At 68.4% G+C, this 23955-nt stretch carries 19 protein-coding genes and 3 pseudogenes; 13 read left to right on the top strand and 9 right to left on the bottom strand.

The annotated features are described in order from the left end of the window. Window positions 1–784, top strand: a 784-nt coding sequence (locus HWX00_RS34075; RefSeq protein ID WP_175868181.1) for an ABC transporter ATP-binding protein, incomplete at its 5' end; no start/stop codon positions are given. Between the two features lie 27 nt (window positions 785–811). Here the strand turns inward: HWX00_RS34075 and HWX00_RS34070 are convergent. After that, window positions 812–1690 (bottom strand): MurR/RpiR family transcriptional regulator, encoded by an 879-nt coding sequence (locus HWX00_RS34070; protein ID WP_034189944.1) that lies wholly within the window; start codon window positions 1688–1690, stop codon window positions 812–814. A gap of 338 nt (window positions 1691–2028) precedes the next feature. Between HWX00_RS34070 and ggt the strand changes: the two are divergent. Together ggt and HWX00_RS34060 are read left to right on the top strand one after the other, a co-directional pair. Further along, a pseudogene (gene ggt, locus HWX00_RS34065) lies at window positions 2029–3781 on the top strand (gamma-glutamyltransferase). Between the two features lie 184 nt (window positions 3782–3965). Continuing rightward, window positions 3966–5294 (top strand): dicarboxylate/amino acid:cation symporter, encoded by a 1329-nt coding sequence (locus tag HWX00_RS34060; RefSeq protein WP_034189942.1) that lies wholly within the window; start codon window positions 3966–3968, stop codon window positions 5292–5294. Window positions 5295–5353: 59 nt separating this feature from the next. Here HWX00_RS34060 and HWX00_RS34055 read toward each other — a convergent pair whose 3' ends face one another. The 3 genes from HWX00_RS34055 to HWX00_RS34045 form a co-directional block, all read right to left on the bottom strand. Further along, entirely contained in the window at window positions 5354–6388 is a 1035-nt protein-coding gene (locus tag HWX00_RS34055; protein WP_049036571.1) for a terpene synthase family protein, read from the bottom strand. Window positions 6389–6566: 178 nt separating this feature from the next. Beyond that, entirely contained in the window at window positions 6567–6956 is a 390-nt protein-coding gene (locus HWX00_RS34050; RefSeq protein ID WP_034189940.1) for a DUF3331 domain-containing protein, read from the bottom strand. 43 nt (window positions 6957–6999) lie between these two features. Further along, window positions 7000–8292 (bottom strand): NAD(P)/FAD-dependent oxidoreductase, encoded by a 1293-nt coding sequence (locus tag HWX00_RS34045; RefSeq protein ID WP_034189939.1) that lies wholly within the window; start codon window positions 8290–8292, stop codon window positions 7000–7002. Between the two features lie 147 nt (window positions 8293–8439). Here HWX00_RS34045 and HWX00_RS34040 point away from each other — a divergent pair, with 147 nt between their 5' ends. Then, window positions 8440–9093 (top strand): TetR/AcrR family transcriptional regulator, encoded by a 654-nt coding sequence (locus tag HWX00_RS34040; RefSeq protein WP_175027940.1) that lies wholly within the window; start codon window positions 8440–8442, stop codon window positions 9091–9093. A 27-nt stretch (window positions 9094–9120) separates the two neighbouring features. On the opposite strand, the gene HWX00_RS34035 is transcribed toward HWX00_RS34040, so the two are convergent. Further along, window positions 9121–10032, bottom strand: coding sequence for a LysR family transcriptional regulator (locus HWX00_RS34035; RefSeq protein WP_034189937.1), 912 nt, complete (start codon window positions 10030–10032; stop codon window positions 9121–9123). A 108-nt stretch (window positions 10033–10140) separates the two neighbouring features. Between HWX00_RS34035 and HWX00_RS34030 the strand changes: the two genes are divergently transcribed. After that, on the top strand, window positions 10141–10902 hold the full coding sequence (locus HWX00_RS34030) for an SDR family NAD(P)-dependent oxidoreductase (RefSeq protein ID WP_175027939.1): 762 nt from the start codon (window positions 10141–10143) through the stop codon (window positions 10900–10902). A gap of 38 nt (window positions 10903–10940) precedes the next feature. On the opposite strand, the gene soxR is transcribed toward HWX00_RS34030, so the two are convergent. Beyond that, window positions 10941–11420, bottom strand: coding sequence for a redox-sensitive transcriptional activator SoxR (gene soxR / locus HWX00_RS34025; RefSeq protein ID WP_175027938.1), 480 nt, complete (start codon window positions 11418–11420; stop codon window positions 10941–10943). Window positions 11421–11499: 79 nt separating this feature from the next. Between soxR and HWX00_RS34020 the strand changes: the two genes are divergently transcribed. The 5 genes from HWX00_RS34020 to HWX00_RS34000 all read left to right on the top strand — a co-directional run bounded on the left by HWX00_RS34020 (window position 11500) and on the right by HWX00_RS34000 (window position 19277). After that, window positions 11500–12696, top strand: a complete 1197-nt coding sequence (locus HWX00_RS34020) for an efflux RND transporter periplasmic adaptor subunit (protein ID WP_049036575.1) — start codon at window positions 11500–11502, stop codon at window positions 12694–12696. Between the two features lie 13 nt (window positions 12697–12709). Then, window positions 12710–15883, top strand: coding sequence for an efflux RND transporter permease subunit (locus tag HWX00_RS34015; protein ID WP_175027937.1), 3174 nt, complete (start codon window positions 12710–12712; stop codon window positions 15881–15883). Continuing rightward, a complete protein-coding gene (locus HWX00_RS34010; protein ID WP_175027936.1) occupies window positions 15880–17391 on the top strand; it encodes an efflux transporter outer membrane subunit in 1512 nt (503 codons plus the stop codon). Before HWX00_RS34015 ends, HWX00_RS34010 begins: the two co-directional genes overlap by 4 nt. 30 nt (window positions 17392–17421) lie before the next feature. After that, window positions 17422–17562 carry a hypothetical protein gene (locus tag HWX00_RS34005; RefSeq protein ID WP_226194289.1) on the top strand — a complete coding sequence of 47 codons (141 nt, stop codon included), beginning with the start codon at window positions 17422–17424 and terminating at the stop codon, window positions 17560–17562. A 197-nt stretch (window positions 17563–17759) separates the two neighbouring features. Beyond that, entirely contained in the window at window positions 17760–19277 is a 1518-nt protein-coding gene (locus HWX00_RS34000; protein WP_059557558.1) for a purine-cytosine permease family protein, read from the top strand. A gap of 99 nt (window positions 19278–19376) precedes the next feature. On the opposite strand, the pseudogene HWX00_RS33995 reads toward HWX00_RS34000, so the two are convergent. Continuing rightward, a pseudogene (locus HWX00_RS33995) lies at window positions 19377–19508 on the bottom strand (SDR family oxidoreductase); the annotation flags it as partial. Between the two features lie 24 nt (window positions 19509–19532). Beyond that, window positions 19533–19694 (bottom strand): type 2 periplasmic-binding domain-containing protein, encoded by a 162-nt coding sequence (locus HWX00_RS33990; RefSeq protein WP_226194291.1) that lies wholly within the window; start codon window positions 19692–19694, stop codon window positions 19533–19535. On the opposite strand from HWX00_RS33990, the pseudogene HWX00_RS33985 reads away from it, so the two are divergent. From HWX00_RS33985 to HWX00_RS33975, 3 genes and pseudogenes are all read left to right on the top strand, one after another. Continuing rightward, window positions 19686–19838: pseudogene (locus tag HWX00_RS33985) on the top strand (MFS transporter); the annotation flags it as partial. The gene HWX00_RS33990 and the pseudogene HWX00_RS33985 overlap by 9 nt on opposite strands. Before the next feature lie 151 nt (window positions 19839–19989). Then, the gene (locus HWX00_RS33980) at window positions 19990–21240 is read left to right on the top strand and encodes an MFS transporter (protein ID WP_049036637.1); all 1251 of its coding nucleotides are present in this window, start codon (window positions 19990–19992) and stop codon (window positions 21238–21240) included. A 175-nt stretch (window positions 21241–21415) separates the two neighbouring features. After that, window positions 21416–22027, top strand: a complete 612-nt coding sequence (locus HWX00_RS33975) for a cysteine hydrolase family protein (protein ID WP_034189928.1) — start codon at window positions 21416–21418, stop codon at window positions 22025–22027. 19 nt (window positions 22028–22046) lie between these two features. On the opposite strand, the gene HWX00_RS33970 is transcribed toward HWX00_RS33975, so the two are convergent. Continuing rightward, window positions 22047–23672 carry an amidohydrolase gene (locus HWX00_RS33970; RefSeq protein WP_175027935.1) on the bottom strand — a complete coding sequence of 542 codons (1626 nt, stop codon included), beginning with the start codon at window positions 23670–23672 and terminating at the stop codon, window positions 22047–22049. Between the last annotated feature and the right edge of the window lie 283 nt (window positions 23673–23955).

The following is a 23955-nucleotide window of genomic DNA, read 5'->3' as shown; positions in this document are numbered from 1 at the left end:
CGACGTGCTGACGGCCGAAACGCTGCGTACCGACCTGCTCGATCTGTGGACGCAGGGCCGCATGCCGATCAAGTCGGTGCTGATCGTCACGCACAACATCGAGGAGGCCGTGTTCATGTGCGACCGGATCCTCGTGCTGTCGTCGAACCCGGGCCGCGTGATCGCCGAGATCAAGGTGCCGTTCAAGCATCCGCGCAACCGGCTCGATACCGATTTCCGCAAGCTGGTCGACGACATCTACGCGAAGATGACGGCGCGCCAGACCGGCGAGGCGACGAAGAAGGGGCTCGAACTCGGCAGCTGGATGCCGCGCGTGTCGACCAACCTGATGGCCGGCCTGATCGAGACGCTCGCGATGGCGCCGTACCACGGCCGCGCGGACATGCCGGAAATCGCGCGTACGCTGCATCTGGAAGTCGACGAACTGTTCCCGATCGCCGAAGTGCTGCAGCACCTCGGTTTCGCGGACGTGCGCGAAGGCGACGTGTTCCTGACGCCGCCCGCACGCGTGTTCGCGGAATTCGGCACGCAGGAGCGCAAGCTGATGTTTGCCGATCACCTGCTGAAGCACGTGCCGCTGGCGGCACGGATCAAGAAGGTGCTGAACGAGCGCCCGGGCCATCGCGCGCCGCGCGTGCGCTTCGAGCAGGAACTGGAGGATTTCCTGTCGGACGAAGCAGCCGAGGAAACGCTCGATGCGGTGATCGACTGGGGCCGTTACGGCGAAGTCTTTTCGTACAACGACAAGACGGAGGTGTTCAGTCTCGAGGATGTCGAGAGCTGAGGGCCGGGCCCGGATGGCGAGCGATCGTCATTCGGGCAAATCCCGCTGATTCGTATCCTGCTCGATCCCCCCGGTACTGAGCCGCTCGATCTTCTCCATCCGCTGCCGCGCGAGTTCCGGCAGCCGGTTCGTCACGCCGATCACCAGCGCTTCGGCGAGCGCCAGCGCCGGCACGTTGGTCTGCAGCATCGCGAACGGGCGCCCCTGGATGCGCAGCACGATTTCCGCGAATTCGCCGATCGGCGAGCGCCATTCGTCGGTGATCAGCAGGATGCGCGTGCCGAGCCGGTGCGCGGCCTGCGCGAAGCGGATGCTGTCCTTCTGGTAACGGCGGAAATCGAAGATCACGAGCACGTCGTCGCGCCCCATGTCGACCAGTGCGGCCGACGCGAGATTCACGTTCGGCTCGACATGGTGGACATGCGGCCGCGCGTAGGCCAGCGTGAACGAAAACAGCGACGCGAGCGGCGCCGTATAGCGCCCGCCGCCGCAGAAGACGCGCACGCCCGGATCGGCCAGCACCGCTACCGCGGCGTCGAATGCCGCCGCGTCGAGCTTGTCGATCGTGGCCGCGAGCGACCCGGACAGCCGCTCGAAAATCGCCGCATGACTGTCGCGCATGCCCGTTTCCGAGTGGAACGCGTCCATCCGCGCGAGCGGCGAATTCATGGCGGTGTCGATCTCGTCGTGCAGCGCCTGCTGGAACGACGAGTAGTTCGGAAAACCGATCCGGACGACGAAGCGGAATACGGTCGGGTCGCTGACTTCCGCCTGCTTCGCGAACTGCGCGATGGGCCCCAGCCCGAGACTGGGATAGCGATCCAGCAACGCCTGCGCGACTTTCTGTTCCGACGGCGTGAAGCTATCCATCTGGGATAGCAGCAACGCCCTGATGCTCGTCCCCATCGGGCACTCCGGCTCTCTTATCTGAATGACAAACGGCAGACCTGGGTCTGCAGGCGACTCCGCGCATGTTAGCCGATCGACGGACGGCGGGCCGCGACCGTCCCGATATGGGAGGGACGTCTCGCCTGTTCCGATGGCGCGTGCATGAGTGTAATGAAATAAACATGTGAAGGGATTTTTCTTGACGAATCACCGCCTTGGATTCAGTGATAACCCTAGGTTTTGGCCCAAAAAAACGAGTGCTATGATCGCGCCTCGCTGAAATGTATCGTTTATTACATGGTTGTCGAGCGACGCATGCCGGCCCGGTCCGGCTTATTTGTCTGGAGGATTCCGTCATGAGGCGGCTCGTAGTACTCACCCTGTTGTCGGCCGTGAGCGTGTGCGCGTTCGCCGCATCGGACCCGGCGGTCGAAGCGAAGAACGGCATGGTCGTGTCGTCGCAGCACTTCGCGTCGCAGATCGGCGTCGACATCCTGAAGGCGGGCGGCAACGCGGTGGACGCGGCGGTGGCGGTCGGTTATGCGCAGGCCGTGACGAATTCGTGCTGCGGCAACATCGGCGGCGGCGGTTTCATGACGCTCCACCTGGCCGACGGCCGCGACCGCTTCATCAATTTCCGCGAGACCGCGCCGGCCGCGGCGTCCGCGAACATGTATCTCGATGCGGCGGGCAACGTCATTCCGGAGCAGAGCCTGTACGGTTATCGCGCGGTCGGCGTGCCGGGCACGGTGGCCGGCCTCGATCTCGCGCAGCGCAAGTACGGGAAACTCACGCGCAAGCAGGTGATGGCGCCGGCGATCCGGCTCGCGCGCGACGGCTTCGTGCTGACGCGCGGCGATACGGACATTCTCGATACGACGGTCGAACGCTTCAGGAAGGACCCGGAAGCCGCGCGCATCTTCCTGCGCCCGGACGGCACGCCGCTGCAGCCGGGCGACCGCCTGGTGCAGAAGGACCTGGCCCGCACGCTCGAGCGCATCGCGGAGCAGGGGCCCGACGCGTTCTATCACGGCGAGATTCCGAAGATCGTCGAAGCGGCCGCCAGGCGCGGCGGCGGCGTGATCACGGCCGCCGACTTCGCGTCCTACCGCGCGCAGGACATGGCGCCGCTGACGTGCACGTATCGCGGCTACGAGTTCGTGTCGGCGCCGCCGCCGAGCTCGGGCGGCGTGACGATGTGCGAGACGCTGAACATCCTCGAAGGGTATGACCTGCGCAAGCTCGGCTACCACTCGGCCGCTGCGGTCCATTACATGACCGAAGCGATGCGCCATGCATACGAAGACCGCAACACGCTGCTCGGCGATCCGAACTTCATCGACAACCCGGTCGCGAAGCTGACGAGCAAGGAATACGCGGCGCAGATCCGCAAGAGCATCCATGCCGACACGGCCACGCCGTCGGTCGACGTGCAGCCCGGTGTCGGCGTGCACGAGAAGCCGGAAACGACGCATTACTCGATCGTCGACCACGACGGCAACGCGGTGTCGACGACCTATACGGTCAACGGCCGTTTCGGCGCCGTGGTCATCGCGCCGGGCACGGGCTTCTTCCTGAACGACGAGATGGACGACTTCACGGTGAAGGTCGGCGCGCAGAACCTGTTCGGCCTCGTGCAGGGCACGCGCAACTCGATCGCGCCGGGCAAGCGTCCGCTGTCGTCGATGGCGCCGACCATCGTCAAGAAGGACGGCAAGGTGTTCATGGTGGTCGGGTCGCCGGGCGGCTCGCGCATCATCACGATCACGCTGCAGACCGTGCTGAACGTGATCGACTACGGGATGACGCCGCAGGACGCGGTCGCCGCGCCGCGCATCCATCACCAGTGGCTGCCGGACGAGGTCTATTACGAAACCTACGGCCTGTCGCCCGATACGCTCGCGATCCTGCGCAACATGGGCTACAAGATGGTCGAGCAGACGCCCTGGGGGGGCCGCCGAGCTGATCCTGGTCGGCCTGCCGGGCACCGAAGCGGCGAGCCGCCAGAGTTCCGGGAACGATTCGTCGGTGTCCGGCAACGTGCGGCCCGGTTTCATCTACGGCTACAACGATCCGCGCCGTCCGGCCGGTTCGGCGATCGGCTACTGAGCCGGTCGCATCCCGCTGAACTGCCGCCGCCGGTGTTCGCTTTCCCGCGAATGCCGTCGCGGCGGCGGCAGGTCCGTTCGCGGACACTCGCAAGCCCGACCGGCTTGCCACGCGCGCCCCGCGGCACGGCACGGCTCGCGCGCGGTTTTATCCGTCAACCCCTTTACCGTGCACGGACTCCGTCATGAACAAACGAATGTCAGCGGCAGGCTGGATCCTGCTCGCGATGGCGGCCGGCATCTTCATCGGCTACCTGATCTACACGCAGCTTCCGGACAAGCAGTCGGCCGCGGAAATCGCCGGCTACATCTCGCTCGTGTCCGACGTGTTCCTGCGGCTGATCAAGATGGTGATCGGCCCGCTGGTGTTCTCGACCCTCGTCGTCGGCATCGCGCACATGGGCGACGCGTCGTCGGTCGGGCGCGTGTTCGTGAAGGCGTTCGGCTGGTTCGTCACCGCGTCGCTGGTCTCGCTGCTGCTGGGCCTGCTGATGGCGAACCTGCTGCGGCCCGGCGAGAACCTCGGGCTGCCGCTGCCGGATATCGGCGCGTCCGCGCACCTCGCGACCTCCAAGTTCACGCTGAAGGATTTCGTCGGCCACATGGTGCCGAAATCGATCGCCGAGGCGATGGCGAACAACGAGATCCTGCAGATCGTCGTGTTCTCGATGTTCTTCGGCGTCGCGCTGTCGGCGCTCGGCGAGCATGGCAAGATTCTCGTCGCCGCGATCGACCAGCTCGCGCACGTGATGCTGAAGATCACCGGCTACGTGATGAAGCTCGCGCCGCTCGCGGTGATGGCCGCGATGGCGTCGACCGTCGCGGTCAACGGGCTGTCGATCCTGCTGAAGTTCGCGGTGTTCATGGGCGACTTCTACATGAGCCTCATGCTGCTGTGGACGACGCTCGTCGCCGCCGGGCTGCTGTTCCTCGGCCGCCGGGTGTTCAGGCTGCTGGTGCTGATCAAGGAAGCGTTCATGCTGTCGTTCGCGACCGCGAGCTCGGAAGCCGCGTACCCGAAGATCCTCGATGCGCTCGACCGGTTCGGCGTGCGCCGCAAGATCTCGAGCTTCGTGATGCCGATGGGGTATTCGTTCAACCTCGACGGCTCGATGATGTACTGCACGTTCGCGTCGCTGTTCATCGCGCAGGCCTACAACATCCACCTGTCGCTCGGCACGCAGGTCACGATGCTGCTGGTCCTGATGCTGACGTCGAAAGGGATGGCCGGCGTGCCGCGCGCGTCGCTCGTCGTGATCGCCGCGACGCTGCACCAGTTCAACATCCCGGAAGCCGGGCTGCTGCTGATTCTTGGCGTCGACACGTTCCTCGACATGGGGCGCTCGGCCACGAACGCGGTCGGCAATTCGATTGCCAGCGCGGTGGTCGCGAAGTGGGAGGGCGAGCTGATGTCGGAGTCCGAAGCACTGGCGCATGCCGCGCATCTCGATGCCGAACTCGAGCGGCAGAACGGCGATCCGCGCACGCCGGCCGGCTCGGCGATCGGTTCCTGACCGGCCTTGGACGGCCCGACGGCCGCCGTCGGGCCGCGATCGGGGGAGGTTTCCCCGCTTCAGGGGCGGGCTGCCGTACCCGCCCCGACGGGAACGTGCTCGAGATACGACGTGTTGGCCAGGTCGTCCCGGATATAGCGTCCGCCGTCTTCGTACATGAAGATGTGCCAGTCGTAGTTTCCGCGCATCAGGTCGTGCCACATTCCGACGTAGTGCTCGAGCTGCCGCCATTCCTGTTCGCCGGCGGCGGCCGGCAGCACGTCGCTTTGCCGTAACGCGCGCTGCTGACGCGTGAATTCCCGATAGGCATCGTCCACCAGGCGCCGGCATTCGTCGATGGCGCGATCGAGCGGCCACCCGCGCTCCCGCTCCAGCACCATCACGAAGTTGTGGACTTCCCCCAGGTGCTTTTCGCGCTCGTACGAGAAGACGTCGTTGACGAGAAACACGGTGTCGAGACTGAGATCGCCCAGTTGGCGTACCGCCGGATGGGCAATCGTGCGCGGAGCGATTTCGTATCCGCAGGTCGCCTCCAGGTGATCGAGCAGCACGCGGGCGCCGACCGATTCGCGACGGGGTTCCCAGAAGGTATACAGGCTCGGGTACCGGCCGGCGGCATGCCAGTCCGCTTCCCTGAGCCAGCCGTTGAAGAACTGGCGCCAGTGTTCCTGCGTGCGGCGGCGCCAGTGTTCCGACATGTCGTGCGATGCGCGATGCCAGATGTCGAGAAAGGCGCGAATCAGCGGCGTGTCGCGCGCGACGGACCGGTCGTCCGGATCCCAGGTCAACGCAAAGTAAGGCGCGAGGAAATCGCGGACACGCTGCGGACTTTTCGCGACCAGCCCGCAGGTATCTTCGAGAAGGCCCATCAGCGTGACGAAGTCGGCTGCCAGCTGCACCGCGCGTTCGGGCAGGTTGGGCCAGGTCAGTGCCGCGAACGACGGGCCGCCGATCTGCAGTATGCATTTGGCGGCTTCGTCGTCGCTGGTCTGCAGGCCCATGCGTTTCAACCATGCGCCGTCGCCCGCGTCGAAGCGTCTCGGGTCGTGGCGGGCATCGGACAGGCGGGGAAGGGCGAAATGCACGTTGGGCATGGAGCACACTCCAGGAGCGTCGAGCCGGGCGCGGATGCGTGTTCAGATACTAGTGAATCGTGCCCGGGATGCAAGCGCGTCGTTCAGGCAAGCGTGCCTGGCAGCATCATTGCATCGGCATTCGAAATATTCCCGTGCGCTGTTGCGACGATGCGGGCAAACACGGGCGGCCCGCACGTCACACGGCTTCCACCGTGTCGATGCACGCCGCGAGCACCATCGCGGCGGCGTTGCCCGGCGTCGAGCCGAGCAGTTGCGGCGCGTAGACGCTGTCGCCGATTTCGATCGCGCGCCCCGACAGCGCGCATACGCCGCGCTTGCGCGTCGTGAACAGCCGCCATTTCTGGTAGCCGTAATGCCCGGTGCACGCGTCGCGCCACGAAATCATCACGGTGTCGGCCGTGGGCCGCTCGAGCACGCTGATGGCCGGCTTGCTCGAGGCGTCCCACGACGGCAACCGGTCGCGCGTGACGGTGCGCCGCCGCGGGCCGCCCCACGAGACGGACGGCATGTCGAAACTGCCGATCGCGGCGACGGTCATGAGCCAGGGCGCTGCAGGGTTGTTCATGTCATGTCCCTCGAAACGTTACGTGGTGCCGCCACGCGCGGCATCACGACAGGCGGATGCGCGGCTGCACCCAGCCGTTGATCCGTTCGGCGATCCACAGCAGGGTCGCCTTGGAGAAACCGTGCAGCGCCTGCTGGTGCCGCCGGTAGAGCATCAGGTGGCTGAACTGCGCGAAACGCCCCTGGATGAAGCCGCCGCGAAAGAACCCGAACTGCCCGAGCGTGCCGAACGCGTCGTAGTCGCTGATCGATACGAGCGCGCCGAAATCGTGGAACGCGAACGGCGGCATCGGCGTGCCGTCGAGCCACGCGGGCAGGTGCTTCGCGAGATGTTCGGCCTGCTGCGTCGCGACCTGCGCGGTGGGCGGCAGCGGCCGCTCGTGGCCGTCGGGCAACAGGCTCGCGCAATCGCCGATCGCGAACACGCGTTCGTCGCCCGTGGCCTGCAGCGTCGGGCCGACGACGACCTGGTTCGCGCGGTTCGTGTCGAGCCCGCCGAGCGCCTGCATGAAATCCGGCGCCTTCACGCCGGCTGCCCAGACCATCAGGTCCGCTTCGGCGAACGAACCGTCGCCGTAGTGGAATCCGTTCGCATCGGCCGACGTGACGCGCGTCGACGTCAGCACGTGAAAACCGATCTGTTCGAGCCGCCGCTGCGCGGACGCGGAAATCCGCGGCGGAAACGCGTTCAGGATGCGCGGGCCGCTTTCGAGCAGCGTGAGCTGCAGCCGCTCGCGCACGGTCTCGTCGCCATAGGCCTGCGCGACCTCCAGCAGGCGGCTCAGCTCCGCCGCGAGTTCGACGCCCGTCGCGCCCGCGCCGACGATCGCGACGCGAAACGGTTCGTCGCGCGCGATGCTGCGGAACACGCGCATCCGCAACGCTTCGTTGAAGGTCTCGGCCTGCTGCTGGCTGTCGATGAAGTAGCAGTGCTCGCGCACGCCCGGCACGCCGAAATCGTTGGCCTGGCTGCCGAGCGCGAGGATCAGCACGTCGTATTCGAGTTCACGCGCCTCGATCACCACCGCGCCGTCCTGAGAGCGGATCTCGCCAAGCTGCACGCGGCGGCGCGCACGATCGAGCCCCTTCAGTTCGCCGGGCTGGTACGTGTAGCCGTGGTCGCGGGCATGGGCGAGGAAGATCACCTGCTGCTGCTGGACGTCGCGCGTGCCGGCCGCGATCGTGTGCAGCATCGGCTTCCAGATGTGCGTCGGACTGCGGTCGACGACGGTGACCTGCGCCCGCCCGGACCGGCCGAGACGCTCGCCCAGGCGGGTCGCAAGCTGCAGCCCGGCGATCCCGCCGCCGACGATGACGATGCGTGTAGGGGTTGTCATGGATAAATCATCACGTGATGAATAATGTATGATCCTAGCGCTTCCCGGCTCCGCGTGTCAACGGAGTCGGGCGGGCAGCCTCGTTACGGGACGTGAAACCGGGGCCCGAACATAGGCATTCGAACCAATCAAGGGGAGCAGGAAAACGTGGCTGAAGTCACTGAGCGCGTGCCGTCGAAGCGGCGTACGCGCGGGCGGCCGCTGGCGGATGCGTCCGTCGGTCCGGACGTGATATTGCGGGCCGCGCGCCGCACCTTCGCGAAGCGCGGCTACGACGCGACGAGCGTGCGCGAGGTCGCGCGCGAACTGGGCATCGACGCGGCGCTGATCGCCCATCATTTCGGCGCGAAGGAAACGTTGTGGCTGGCCGTGGTCGAGCAGATCGTCGAGCTGGCCGCGCCGTTGTTCGATGCGCTGCGCGCGCTGCGCGCGTCGTCGCTGCCGCATCGCGACCGCGTGCGGCGCGCGCTCGAGCTGTGCGTCGATCACGAGTTCGCGGAGCCGGATATCGGCATGTTCTTCTCGACCGCGGCGACCGAGGAGGGCGCGCGGCTCGACCGGCTGCAGGAGCGGCTCGTGCGCCCGTATCACGATGCGATGTTTCCGCTGCTGGCGGAGGCGGTCGAGGCGGGCACGATCCGCCCGGTCGATCCGAACATGCTGTTCTTCATGATCGCGAGCGCGATCGGCACGACGGTGTCGTACAGCCACATGATGCTGGAGTTCACGTCGCTGCCGACGCGGCCGGAGGCGTTCCGGCAGGCCGTGCTCGACGTCGTGTTCGGCGTCGTCGGCGACTGACGGCCGCCGCGCGCGCAATGCGCGCGGTCACGTCGCCGCAACCAGCCCCAGTTCACCGACCGCGTTGCGCGCGGTCTCGCGCAGCGCATCGACGAGCGGCGACGGCGTGCGGTAGGCGATCGCCAGCTCGTACGCCAGCGGGCTGCCCGCCTCCTTCAGTTCGCAGAACGCAATGCCTGGCGGCTGCATCGGCACGAACAGGCGCGGCATCAGCGCGACGCCGATGCCGCCCGCGACGAGCCCGGCCGTCGTCTGCATCTGGCGCGGCTGCTGGACCACGCGCGGCGCGAAACCGGCCTGCGCGCAGGCGGTGACGATCAGCGCATGCATGCCGGGCCCATGGTGCGCGGCGAACATGACCCACGGTTCGTCCGCCAGCTCGGCGAGCGCGATGCGCTTGCGGCGCGCGAGCCGGTGGCCGTCGGGCAGCGCGGCCACCATCCGGTCGCGCAGCAGCGGCTCGACGCGCACGTCGCCGGCCTCGGCCACCGGCAGCACGACGAGGCCGACGTCCGTGCGGTCCTGGCGCAGCGCGAGCACCTGCTCGGCGGTCGTACCTTCTTCCAGCTGGAAATCGACGTCCGGATGCCGCTCCTGGAAGGCGCGCAGGATCAGCGGCAGCAGTGCGTTGACCGTGCTGTCGACGAAGCGCAGCCGCAGCGTCCCGCCGAGACCCGCGCCCGTGCGGCGGGCCACGGCCACCGCGCGCTCGGCCTGCTCGAGCGCGCGCCGCGCCTCGAGCAGGAACGCGTCACCGGCCGGCGTGAGCCGCGAGCCACGGTTGTCGCGTTCGAGCAGGGCGACACCCAGGGCGTCCTCGAGCTTGCGGATCGCCGCGCTGAGCGGCGGCTGCGCCATGTGCAGCCGCTCGGCTGCACGCCGGAAGCTCAGCGTCTCGGCGACCGCGACGAATTGCCTGAACTGGCGCAGATCGATCATGCGATACCGTCCGTGTATCAGTAGGTCATCGAATTCGTATTTTACCTATCACCCTGCGCTGCCCAGAATGTCCCTGTCAACCCACGTCGACAGTCAGGAGGGCAGGTCATGACGGGCAGCGAACAGCAACGTACGGCGATCGTCACGGGCGGATCGAGCGGGATCGGCTTCGCGATCGCGAGCAGGCTGGCGCAGGACGGGTATCGGGTCGCGATCGTCGGGCGCGACCTCGCGCGGCTGGAGGCGGCCGTCGCGCGCCTGGGCGGCGCGGCGATCGGGCAGGCGGGCGACCTGAGTGTGCGGCACGACGCGGCGGCGGCGGTCGCCGCGATCGTCGCGCGGTGGCCGCGCATCGACGTGCTGGTCAACAATGCGGGGCTGACCGGCCGCGTCGGTTCGGATACCGAAGCGGGCGAGGCCGAAGCCGTGTGGGATACCGTGCTCGACGCGAACCTGAAAAGCCTGTTCCTGACGACGATGGCCGTGCTGCCGCACCTGGCCGACCGTGACGCGCGGATCGTCAACATCGGCTCGATCGCGGCGCGCGCCGGCAGCCTGCTGCCGGGCGGCCTTGCCTATGCCGCCGCGAAGGCCGGTGTCGAGGGGTTCACCGTTGCGCTCGCGCGCGAACTCGGGCCGCGCGGCATAACGGTCAATACGGTTGCGCCCGGCTATATCGCCGACACGCGTTTCTTCGGCGACGGCGGCGTCGCGCCGGCCATCGCGGCGGCGATCCGCGAGCAGACGCCGGTTGGCCGCGCCGGACATCCGGACGACATCGCCGATGCGGTCGCGTGGCTCGCCGGGCCGCGCGCGTCGTTCGTCACGGGCGCGACGGTGGCGGTAAACGGCGGCTGGCGCGTCGGGTGACGCACACGGCGCACGCCGCGGGCGCGGGGCGCCGCCGGTCATTCGGCCTCCGTCGGCGGCTTGTCGCCGAGCCAGCGCCGTGCGCCGGGCCCATTGCGGCCCGCGCGGTCTTCCGGATTGGTCAGCTTGCAGCGCTTCAGCGACAGGCAGCCGCAGCCGATGCATTCGTCGAGGTTGATGTAGAGCCGCTGCAACTCCTCGATCCGGCTCGCGACGCGCTGCTTCCAGCCGCGCGACAGCCGCTGCCAGTCCTTGTTGCTCGGCGCGGTGTCCTCGGGGAGGCTGACGAGCTGCTCGGCGATCTCGTCGAGCGAATAACCGATCTTCTGCGCGAACACGATGAACGCGATCAGCCGCAGCACCGCGCGCGAATAGTGCCGGTGACTCGAGCCGTTGCGGTGCGACTTGATCAACCCGCGCGTTTCGTAGAAGCGCAGCGTCGACGCCGGCACGCCGCTGCGCGCGGCCACTTCGCGGATCGACATCAGCGGCCATTGCGGGGTTTCCTGGATACCCATGATGTCCTCCGGGAAAGCTTGACTTGAAGTTAACTTCAACTTTTATGCTACGCGGCAGTTTAACCCGTCGCGAGGCATCATGCTCTCCTTATCCCTACGCAGGACGTCGCCTTTGAGCGCCGCCTGCGCACTGTTGCTGGCGTTGTCGGGCTGTCACGACGGCAAAGGCACATCGTCGGCCCAGCCCCTTCCCGAAGTCGGTGTCGCCACGGTCGCGCCGCGCACGGTCCGCCTCGCGGACGCGTTCAACGGGCGCGTCGAAGCGGTCGATGCGGTCGAACTGCGGCCGCGCGTAAGCGGCTATCTGCAGCGTGTCGCGTACAAGGAAGGCGACGCGGTCGCGCAGGGGGCGCTGCTGTTCGAGATCGACCCGCGCCCGTACCGGATCGCGCTCGACCGCGCCAGCGCGCAGCAGCAGCGCGCCCGTGCGGCCGCGAGCCTCGCCCAGGTGCAGCTCAAGCGCGTGCAGACGCTGATCGATGCGCACGCGACGTCGCAGGAAGAACTCGACAACGCGCGCGCGACCGCCGAGCAGGCACGCGCGGACCTGCAGGCGGCCGATGCGGCCGTCGCCGACGCGAAGCTCAATCTCGGCTTCACCGAAGTGCGCGCGCCGATCGCCGGGCGCGTCGGCCGCGCGGTCGCGACCGTCGGCAACCTCGCGCGCGCGGACGACACGCTGCTGACGACCGTCGTGTCGCAGGATCCCGTGTACGTGTATTTCGACTGCGACGAGCAGAGCTACCTGCGCTACAACGCGCGCCGCGCCGATCCGAAGCATCGCGCGATCGGCGCCGATCCCGTGCGCGTGGGCCTCGCGAACGAGACGGGCTTCCCGCACGCGGGCACCGTCGATTTCCTCGACAACCGGCTCGATCCGCGGACCGGCACGATCCGCGCACGCGTGCGGCTGCCGAATGCGGACCATACGTTCACGCCGGGCCTGTACGCGCGCGTGCAGCTCGTCAGCGGCCGCGACGAGGATGCGCTGCTCGTCGACGACAAGGCCGTGCTGACCGACCAGGACCGCAAGTACGTCTACGTGATCGGCCCGGGCGACAAGGCGCTGCGCCGCGACGTGACGATCGGCCGCGAGCTGGAGGGAGAGCGGATCGTCGAGAAGGGGCTGCAGGCAGGCGACCGCGTGGTGGTCGACGGCGTGCAGCGGATCTACTATCCGGGCGCGCAGGTGAAGCCGAAGGCGCTGCCCGCGCGCGCCGAGGCCGGTCGCGCCGCGCAGGCCGTGGCCGACGCCGGCACGCCTGCCGCGCATTGACGGGAGCGACGCAATGGATTTCTCCCGATTCTTCATCGACCGGCCGATCTTCGCGGTCGTGCTGTCGATCGTCATCTTCGCGATCGGCCTGATCTCGATTCCGATGCTGCCGGCCGGCGAATATCCGGAAGTCGTGCCGCCGAGCGTCGTCGTGCGGGCGACCTATCCGGGCGCGAACCCGAAGGAAATCGCCGAATCGGTCGCCGAACCGCTGGAAGAAGCGATCAACGGCGTCGAAGGCATCATGTACATGAAGTCGGTGGCGGGATCGGACGGCAGCCTGCAGGTCGTCGTCACGTTCCTGCAGGGCGTCGATCCCGACACGGCCGCCGTGCGCGTGCAGAACCGCGTGAGCCAGGCGTTGTCGCGCCTGCCCGAAGAGGTGCGCCAGTACGGCGTGACCACGCAGAAGCAGTCGCCGACACCGCTGATGTACGTGAGCCTCTACTCGCCGGACAACAGCCGCGATTCGCTGTACCTGCGCAACTACCTGAGGCTGCATGTGAAGGACGAGCTGTCGCGGCTCACCGGCATCGGCGACGTCGGCGTATATGGCTCCGGCGACTATGCGATGCGGCTGTGGCTCGACCCGAACCGGCTCGCGTCGCGCGGGCTGACCGCGAGCGACGTGATCGCGGCCGTGCGCGAGCAGAACGTGCAGGTGTCGGCCGGCCAGCTCGGCGCGGAACCGTCGCCGAAGCGGAACGACTTCCTCGTGTCGATCAACGTGCGCGGCCGCCTGCGCACGGTGCAGGAGTTCGGCGACATCGTGCTGCGCAACGGCGACGACGGCCAGGTCGTGAAGCTGTCCGACGTCGCGCGCATCGAGCTCGGCGCGGGCGACTACACGCTGCGCTCGTATTTCAACGACAGGCATTCGGCCGTGGTCGGCATCTTCCTGTCGCCGGGCGCGAACGCGCTCGACGTCGCGAAGGCCGTGTATGCGAAGCTCGACGCGTTGTCGAAGCGGTTTCCGCCCGGTGTCGCGTACCGCCCCGTGTGGGACCCGACGGTGTTCGTGCGCGAGTCGATCCGCGCGGTGCAGCACACGCTGATCGAGGCCGTCGTGCTGGTCGTGCTCGTCGTGATCCTGTTCCTGCAGACGTGGCGCGCGTCGATCATTCCGCTCGTCGCGGTGCCCGTGTCGGTCGTCGGCACGTTCGCGTGGCTATACCTGCTCGGCTATTCGATCAACACGCTGACGCTGTTCGGGCTCGTGCTCGCGATCGGGATCGTCGTCGACGATGCGATCGTCGTTGTCGAGAACGTCGAGCGCAACATCGCGCAGGGGCTGAGCCCGCGCGATGCCGCGCACCAGGCGATGCGCGAGGTGTCGGGGCCGATCGTCGCGATCGCGCTCGTGCTGTGCGCGGTGTTCGTGCCGATGGCGTTCATGTCGGGCGTCACGGGCCAGTTCTACAAGCAGTTCGCGGTGACGATCGCGATCTCGACGGTGATCTCCGCGATCAACTCGCTGACGTTGTCGCCGGCGCTCGCCGCGAAGCTGCTGCGCCCGCACGGCGCGCCGAAGGATGCGCTGACGCGCGCGCTCGATCGCGCATTCGGCTGGCTGTTTCATCCGTTCAACCGGTTCTTCGAGCGCAGCTCCGATCGTTATCACGGCGTCGTCGGCCGCACGCTGAAGCGGCGCGGCGTGGTGTTCGCCGTCTATGCGGCGCTGCTCGCGGCGACCGCGCTGCTGTTCAACGCGGTGCCGGGCGGCTTCATCCCCGTGCAGGACAAGCTGTACCTGTTCGCGGGCGCGAAGCTGCCGGAAGGCGCATCGCTCGCGCGCACCAGCGCGGTGACCGAGCAGATGACGAAGATCGCGCTCGGCACCGACGGCGTCGAGATGGTGCCGGCGTTCGCGGGGCTGAACGCGCTGCAGGGCGTGAACACGCCGAACATCACGAACTCGTACGTGATCCTGAAGCCGTTCGACCGGCGTCACCGCAGCGCCGCGCAGATCAACGCGGACCTGAACGCGCGCTTCGCGGCGATCGACGGCGGCATGACCTATGCGCTGATGCCGCCGCCGATCCAGGGTCTCGGCAACGGTTCGGGCTACGCGCTGTACCTGGAGGATCGCGGCGGGCTCGGCTACGGCGAGTTGCAGAAGGCGTTGTCCGCGTTCCAGGCCGCGGTCGCGAAGACGCCGGGGATGAGCTATCCCGTCAGCTCGTACCAGGCGAACATCCCGCAGCTCGAGGTGAAGGTGGACCGGCTGAAGGCGAAGGCGCAAGGCGTCGCGTTGACGGACCTGTTCAATACGCTGCAGGTGTATCTCGGCTCGATGTACGTGAACGACTTCAATCTCTTCGGCCGCGTGTATCGCGTGATGGCGCAGGCCGACGCGGGCCACCGGCAGACGGCCGCCGACATCGCGAACCTGCGCACGCGCAATGCGAACGGCGAGATGGTGCCGATCGGCTCGATGGTGACGGTCGGGCCCGCGTATGGGCCCGACCCGGTCGTCCGCTACAACGGCTATCCGGCCGCCGACCTGATCGGCGATGCCGATCCGAAGATGATGTCGTCGTCGCAGGCGATCGCGAAGCTCCAGCAGATCGCGAAGGACGTGCTGCCCCCGGGCATCACGCTCGAATGGACCGACCTCAGCTATCAGCAGGTCACGCAGAGCAATGCGGCGATCGTCGTGTTCCCGCTCGCGGTGATGCTCGTGTTTCTCGTGCTCGCGTCGCTGTATGAGAGCTGGACGCTGCCGCTCGCGGTGATCCTGATCGTGCCCGTGTGCATGTGCGCGGCGCTGTTCGGCGTGTGGCTGTCGGGCGGCGACAACAACGTGTTCGTGCAGGTTGGTCTCGTCGTGCTGATGGGGCTCGCGTGCAAGAACGCGATCCTGATCGTCGAATTCGCGCGCGAACTCGAAATCCAGGGCAAGGGCGTGATCGAGGCGGCGCTCGAAGCATGCAAGCTGCGCTTGCGCCCCATCGTGATGACGTCGGTCGCGTTCATCGCGGGCTCGGTGCCGTTGCTGATCGGCAGCGGTGCGGGCAGCGAGGTGCGGGCGGCGACCGGCATTACCGTGTTCGCGGGGATGCTGGGCGTCACGCTGTTCGGGCTGTTCCTGACGCCCGTGTTCTATGTGGCGATCCGCAAGCTCGCGGGCGGCACGCCGGCCGTCTGGAGCGAACAGCACGGCACCCTCGAAGGAGAAAACCGATGAGCGCCGCTTTTCGACTTTCCGCGCTCGCGATGTCGTTGACGCTTGCCGCGTGCGCGGTGGGCCCCGATTTCAAGCGGCCCGATATGGCTACGGCCGCACGGTTCGCGCGCGACGGCCATCCGGCGACGCCGCGCGATGCGTCGCCGCCCGATATGCCGCCCGATGCGTCGGCCGCCGCCGATGCCGCGTTCTGGCGCGGCTTCGGCGATCCGGTGCTGACGCAGTTGATCGATGCGGCGCTCGCGGCAAACCAGGACCTGCAAGTGGCCGTGTCGCGCTACGACGCATCGAACGCGCTGCTGTCGCAAGCAACGTTCGACCGCTATCCGACGCTCACCGCGAGCGGCCAGATCGGCCATCAGCTGATGAGCAAGGATCAGGCATTCGGCGCGCCGCGCAGCCAGCGCGACACGCCGACGTCGAACATCGGCATCAACGCCGCGTGGGAACTCGACCTGTTCGGCCGCGTGCGGCGCTCGATCGAGTCGCAGCGCGAGGAAACGGCCGCGAGCGCGGCCGACGTGCGCGCGGTGCGCGTCGCGATCGCGGGCGAAGTGGCGAGCACGTACGTCGATCTGCGCGGCTCGCAGGAGCGGTTGCGAATCGCACGCGAGAACGCCGACAACCAGCAGCAGACGCTTGCGCTGATCAATGCGCGCGTCGGCGCGGGGCGAGGCTCCGACCTCGATGCGGCGCGAGCACGTGCGCAGTACGAATCGACGACGTCGCGGATCGCCGTGTACGAAGCCGCGATCGGCGTCGACGAGCACCGGCTCGCGGTGCTGACCGGGCAGACGCCCGATGCGCTGATCGGCCGCTTCGGTCCGCCGAAAACCGGTGCGTCGCCGGGCACGCCGGTGCCGCTCCCGGCGCTGGCCGCCGACCTCGATCCCGGCACGCCGGGCGACCTGCTGCGCCGGCGTCCCGATGTCGCGGCAGCCGAGGCGCGGCTGCACGCGGCGACCGCGCGCGTCGGCGTCGCGACGGCCGATCTGTTTCCGCGCTTCACGCTGTCGGGGTTGCTCGGCAGCGCGACGAGCAGCTACGGGTTCTTCCGCGCGGGCAGCGACACGAACCTGATCGCGCTCGGCATCGACTGGTCGTTCCTCGACGTCGGCCGTGTGCGCGCGCGGATCGCCGCGAGCGACGCGGAAGCGGCCGGCCAGCTCGCGCAGTATCGGCAGACCGTGCTCGGCGCGCTGGAGGAAACCGAGAACGCGCTGCTGCGCGTTGCCCGCACGCGCGACGAGACCGCGCACCTCATACGCGCGGCCGACGACAGCGCGCGCGCCGCGCAGCTCGCGCAGACCCGCTTTTCAGCCGGCGCGATCGACTACTACGAAGTACTCGACGCGCAACGGACGCTGCTGCAGGCGCAGGACGCGGCGGCCGACGGCCGGATGCGCAGCGCGGCGTCGACGGTCGCGCTGTACAAGGCGCTCGCGGGCGGCTGGCCGTCGGGCACGGGGCAGGGGGCGCAAGGCCCGCTTGCGCAGTCGGGGAAGTAGCGCGAGGCGGTCGGCGCGGCGTTTCCGTGGTTGCGCACGGCGGCCGGGCTCGATCTCGACGTTTCCGGTTTCCCGCACGTCGAACGCTGGCTGGCCGACATCGCCGCGCGGCCGGCCGTTCAGCGGGGCCTGATCGCCTGCCGCGCGCCGGCGGCCGTGGCGGCGCATTGATTCGCATCGCCCGCGCCGTACGGACGGCGCGGGCACCGGCCGCCTGCCCGCCGGGAAACATTGCTCTCCTTCGTCGTAAACGTCTCGAATGCGTGATATTTGCGGCCGCCGATCCGGTTTAGAGTGGCCGCGAATCGATGACGATGCGTCGTATGGCCGCAGAGCCTTACAGGCGCACCAGAGGAGTGGGAGACAACATGGGTGAAGGCAGGATTACGCAGGTCGAGTCGTTCGGTTTCGAGCGCATTCCCGATGCATCGCGCTATGCGCGGCCGATCGATCTGTTCCGGTTGCTGTTCGGCGGCTGCAATACGTTTTCCACATCGGTGCTCGGCAGCTTTCCGGTGCTGGTCGGGCTGTCGTTCAAGGCCGGTGTCTGCGCGATCGTGCTCGGCGTGCTCGCCGGCACGTGCATCCTCGCGCCGATGAGCCTGTTCGGCCCGCGCAACGGCACGAGCGACCCCGTGTCGTCCGGTGCGCATTTCGGCATCCACGGCCGGATCGTCGGCTCGTTCCTCGCGCTGCTCACGTCGATCGCGTTCTTCTCGCTCGCGGTGTGGAGCTCCGGCGACGCGCTCGTCGGCGGCGCGCACGACATGGTCGGCGTGCCCGTCAACGGCTTCACGCTCGGCGCGGCGTACATGGTGTTCGCGGTGCTCGTGCTGATCGTCTGCATCTACGGCTTCCGTTTCATGCTGTGGGTCAACAAGATCGCCGTGTGGGCCGCGAGCGTGCTGTTCGTCGCGGGCCTGTTCGCGTTCGCCGGCCTGTTCGACATGAACTATGCGGGCACGCTGCAACGGGGCAGCACGGGTTTCTGGGCCGCGTTCGTCGGCGCGGTGCTGGTCGCGCTGAGTAATCCGGTGTCGTTCGCGTCGACGCTCGGCGACTGGGCGCGCTATATCCCGCAGCACACGCCGAGGCATCGCGTGATGGGCGCGGTGTTCGCCGCGCAGGTCGCGACGTTCGTGCCGTTCTTCTTCGGCCTTGCGACCGCGACGATCATCGCGTCGAAGGCACCCGCGTTCATTGCGTCGAACGACTACGTCGGCGGGCTGCTCGCGATCTCGCCGCGCTGGTTCCTGCTGCCGATGTGCCTGATCGCGATCATCGGCGGGATGTCGACCGGCACGACCGCGCTGTACGGCACCGGCCTCGACGTCTCGAGCATGTTCCCGCGGATCCTGAACCGCGTCCGCGCGACGCTGCTGATCGGCACGATCGCGATCGCGTTCATCTTCGTCGGCCGCTTCTGGTTCAACCTCGTCGAAAGCGTCGCGACGTTCTCGACGCTGATCGATACGTTCAGCTGCCCGTGGATGGCGATCATGGTGATCGGCTACGTGACGCGCCGCGGCTACTATCTTGCCGACGACCTGCAGGTGTTCAATCGCGGGCTGCGCGGCGGCCACTACTGGTTTACGCACGGCTGGAACGTGCGCGCGATGGGCGCATGGCTGCCGGCCGCGTTGGTCGGGCTCGCGTTCGTGAACCTGCCGGGCCAGTTCGTCGGGCCGCTCGGCCACCTCGCGGACGGGCTCGACCTGAGCGTGCCGGTGTCGCTGGCGGTGGGCGGGATGCTGTACTTCGTCTTGCTGACACTGTATCCGGAGCCGGACGGCGTGTACGGCCCGCGCGGGCGCCGCTTCGTGCGCGGCGGCAGGCACGGCGCGCGCGGTGCCGGTGCGCCGGCGATCCAGCCGAAGGGGTATTGAGCGGCGTGGCCTCTTGCTCCATGTCCTGAAGCGCCAACGCCGCCGCGCGGGTCGAGCCGCTGGCGGCGTTGGCGTTTCCGTTTCCGGCAGTGCGGCCGATCAGTCGAGTGTGCAGCCCGCGAGCATCCCGCCGTCGACGATGAATGCCGACCCCGTGCAATACGCGAATTCGTCGGACGCGAGGAACGGCACGAGGCTGCCCGCTTCGTCGGGCTCGCCGATGCGCGCGGCAAGGGCTGCGTGGCGATCGACGTGCTACCGTGCGGTCGGCCCCTTGACCGCCAGCCGCCGGCACGCGGTCGCGAGCTGGTTCGGATCGCGTTCGTGGCGGTGCAGGAAGCTCAGGCCGATCGTCTGGCGGATCATGGGGCCGGCGAGCGGCACGAGCGCGATCTTGTGCGCGAACAGGTCGCGCACGCGGCCGGCTCGCCCGTCGCGCCCGACTGGTACGTGCTGTTCGCGGCATCGTTCGGGCTGCTCGCGAGCGTGTTCATGCGCGACGGCGCGCCGTGCGTGGTCGCACGCCGGCAATTCCAGGGCGAACCGCTGAGCGCCAGATAGCGGCCGGCGGCTGCACGCCGACGGCCCATCGGCGCGGGCGCCGTGCCGGGTAGCGGCGCAGCCGATGGTTAGCATCGCGGGCGGCGGCCTACCGCGGCCGCTGCCCGGTCATTACGCTTGGGCGGTCATCCACTCCTTCCGGAAGGTCGCCATGTCCCGGCTCGACTACACGCTGCTCGGCCCCTGTCTGCTCGCCATCGCGCTCGACGCGATGGGATTCGGGCTCGTCTACCCGATGATGTCCGCGATCTTCAGCGATCCGCACGCGGGCATCCTGCCGGCCGACGCCGGCGCGCATCTGCGCAATTTCTATCTCGGTCTCGGCTACGGGATCTACCCGCTGTGCATGTTCTTCGGCTCGTCGCTGATGGGCGAGCTGTCCGATCGCTACGGCCGCCGCAGGATCCTGCTGCTGTGCGTGCTCGGCCTCGCGGCCGGCTACGCGATGATGGCGGCCGGTGCGTGGCACGCCAGCGTTGCGCTGCTGCTGGCCGGCCGCGGGCTCACCGGCCTGATGGCCGGCTGCCAGGGCATCGCGCAGGCGGCCATCACCGACCTGAGCACGCCGGAGAACAAGGCGTACAACATGAGCATCATGTCGCTCGCGTTCAGCGCGGGCGTGATCGTCGGCCCGGTGCTCGGCGGCGTCACGTCCGACCGGACGATCTCGCCGCTGTTTGACTACGGCACGCCGTTCGTGCTGGTCGCCGCGCTGTCGCTCGTCTGTGCGTGCTGGACCTGGGCATCGTATCGCGATTCGGCCGCGCCGCGCGGCGATACGCGCATCGATCCGCTGCTGCCGCTGCGGATCATCTGGGAAGCCGCGCGCCAGCGCAACGTCGCGTTCCTGTCGGTGGTGTTCTTCCTGATGCAGGTCGGCTACGGGCTGTACCTGCAGACCATCATGCTGCTGCTGCAGGCGAAATTCGGCTATACGAGCGCGCGGCTCGGGTTGTTCAGCGGCGTGATCGGCATCTGCTTCGTGTTCGGCCTGCTGTTCGTCGTGCGGCTGATGCTGCGCGTGTGGCGCGTGATCGACATCGCGAAGACGGGCCTGCTCGTCGCCGGGCTGGGCCAGATCCTGTCGGCATGGTTCCCGCACGAACCCGTGCTGTGGGCGCTCGCGATGGTCGTCGGCTGTTTCGACATGGTGGCGTACACGACCATGTATACGGCGTTCTCCGACGCCGTCAGCGAAGACCGGCAGGGCTGGGCGCTCGGCGTCGCGGGCTCGGTGATGGCTGTCGCGTGGGTCGTCACGGGCGCGCTGACCAACCTGCTGCCCGTGTTCGGCGAGACCGGTCTGCTGCTGATCGGCGGCGCGGGCTTCCTGCTCAGCTTCGTGATGATGGCCGCGTACGGGCGGACGCGACCGGGCGCCCGGACGGCCGCGCTGTCGTAGGCGGCACGCACGTTGGCCCGATCCTGTCGGACGTTGTCCCGTGTGCGGCTGTCGCGCGAGGTCGCGCGGCCCGACACTGGCGCCTCGCGGCCGCGGAAGGATCGGGCCGCGTCCGGCGGCGCCGGCCGGCCCGGCGCGCCGTCTCGTCAATATGCGAACCGAAAGGAAGCGACCCATGCAACACCCGACCATCCGTACCCTGGCCGGCGCGACCGCGCCGACGTCGATCGACGCCGCCCGCAGCGCGCTGCTGGTGATCGATTTCCAGAACGAATACTTCAGCGGCCGCCTGCCGATTCCGGACGGGCCGCGCGCGCTGGGCAATGCACGGCGCGTGATCGCGTTCGCCGACCGCGCGGGCATTCCGGTATTTCACGTCCAGCATGTCGATGCGGCCGACAGCCCGATCTTCGCCGACGGCAGCGACGGGTTTCGCTTCCACGCGGACCTGCAGCCGGCGCCGCACCACGCGGTCGTGAAGAAGACGTCGGTGAGCGTGTTCCCGACGACCGACCTCGACGCGCGCCTGAAGGCGGCCGGCGTCGACACGCTGATCGTCACGGGCCTGATGACGCATGCGTGCGTGGCCGGCGCGGCACGCGATGCGGTACCGCTCGGCTATGCGGTGATCGTCGTCGACGACGCGTGCGCGACGCGCGATCTCGACGTCGCGGACGGCGGCACGGTGCCGCACCGCGACCTCCATCGCGCGACGCTGGCCGCGCTGTCGGACACGTTCGGCGACGTGCTGACGACCGAACAGGTCCTGGCGCTCGACGTCGCCTGACGACGGAGCGGGCCGGCGCTCAGTCGGCCCAGCCGGGCACCGCGTGCACGACTTCGCCGCGGAAGCACGTCTCGATCACGCGGGTTTGCGCGAACGTCTCGACCGGGTGCGCGAACGGATTGCGGTCGAGGATCGCGAAGCTCGCGTCCTTGCCCGCTTCGAGCGAACCGGTGCAGTCGTCGAAACGCAGCGCGTAGGCGGTGTTCACCGTGTAGGCCTCGAGCATCGTGAGCAGGTCGAGCCGTTCGTGCGGGTTCCACGGCGGGCTGTCGGGCTGGTCGATCAGCCGATGCGTGACACCCGTCTGGATGATCTGCATCGGGTCCATCGTGCTGACCGACCAGTCGGAGCCGGCCGCGAGCATCGCGCCCGCGTTGCGCAGGCTGCGGAACGGATAGTTGCGCGCGGTGCGCTCGGCGCCGAGCAGGTCGCGATAGAGCTGTTGCTGCTCCTCGCGGGCGGCCGTCCACAGCGTCTGCACGCTTGCGATCGCGCCGAGCCGGTTGAAGCGGCCCATGTCGGCCGGATCGACGAGCTGCAGGTGCGCAAGCTGCGCGCGCCGGTCGCGCATGCCGTTGCGGCGCAGGACATGTTCGAGCGCGTCGAGCGTCATGCGCACCGCGCGGTCGGCGAGCGTGTGGAAGTGCAGGTCGAAGCCGGCGGTATCGGCGAGCAGGCAGATTTCGTTCAGCGCGTCCTGGCTCCACAGCGCGAGGCCGCAGTCGTCGGTGCCCGCGTACGGCTCGAGCAGCGCGGCGGTTTTCGATTCCGGCACGCCGTCGACGAAGATCTTCACCGTGTGCAGGCGCAGGTTGTCGCGCTCGTATTCGCGGCGCCACGCGGCGAAGCGCTCGACCTGCTCGCGCGGGTCGCGGCGCGGGTTTGCGTAGAGCCCCGCGCTCATGTACGCCTTCAGGGTGCCCGCGCGCTGCGCGTCGGCATAGGCCTGGAGCTCGGCTTCGTCGACGCGTGCATCGAACCAGCCGGTGATGCCGTAGCCGTGCGCCATCGCGTGCGCCTTGGCGAGCGATTTCGGGTAGCCGGCCGGGCTCAGTTGCGGAATGAGCGGGCACACGCGGTAGAACGCCGCTTCGTGCACGACGCCGTTCGGCGCGCCCGAGGCGTCGCGCTCGATCACGCCGCCGGACGGATCGGGCGTATCGGCCCGGATGCCGGCCGCTTCGAGTCCCTTCGTGTTGAGGCAGCCGCTGTGCACGTCGAAGCCGACCACGAGCAGCGGCCGGTCGGGCACGATCCGGTCGAGCAGTTCGCGGGTCGGATACGTGCCGAACGCGGCGAGGTTCGCACCGCCGAGATAGACCCACGGCTCGTTCGGCGTCGCATCGGCGCACGCGCGGATACGCTGCAGGATCGTGCCGGAATCGTTGATGCCGGACAGGTCGAAGTCGCCGAGGATCTGATGGCCTTCGAGCGGGTGCACGTGACCGTCGATGAGGCCCGGCAGCATCAGCCGGCCGGCGAGATCGACCCTTCGCGTCACGGGGCCGGCCAGCGGGCGGATGTCGTCGTCGCGGCCGACCGCGACGATCTTGCCGTCCCGGGTGGCGAGCGCCTGCGCGAAGCGGCGCTGCACGTCGCCCGTGTAAAGCAGGCCGTTCAGATAGACGGTATCGGCGTGTTGCATGTGTCTCCTCCGGGTAGGGGATCGACGGGCGCGCGTGTCCGGCGGGCGGGCCGTGCGGCTCGTCCGGTCGGGTGCGCCCGGTCGGGGTGGAACGGGGTGAGAGGGGTTACGTGCCGGCGCCGCGTGGCGGCGCTGCTGCGCCGTGGCGAAGGTCGGCAACGGCTGCCGGAGCGTCATGCCGGTTTCGCCGACGGGCCCGTATCGGCGAATCGATGAGCGACGCGCTTGCGGCCGTGCAGGCCGGCGTCGATCCGGTAATCGGCATGCCGTGTCTCCGTGGTAT

Origin of the sequence: Burkholderia seminalis DSM 23518, assembly GCF_902832885.1 — a bacterium.
GTDB lineage: Bacteria > Pseudomonadota > Gammaproteobacteria > Burkholderiales > Burkholderiaceae > Burkholderia > Burkholderia seminalis.
Note: the sequence above shows the minus strand (reverse complement) of the source record. Positions and strands in the feature narration are given on the sequence as shown.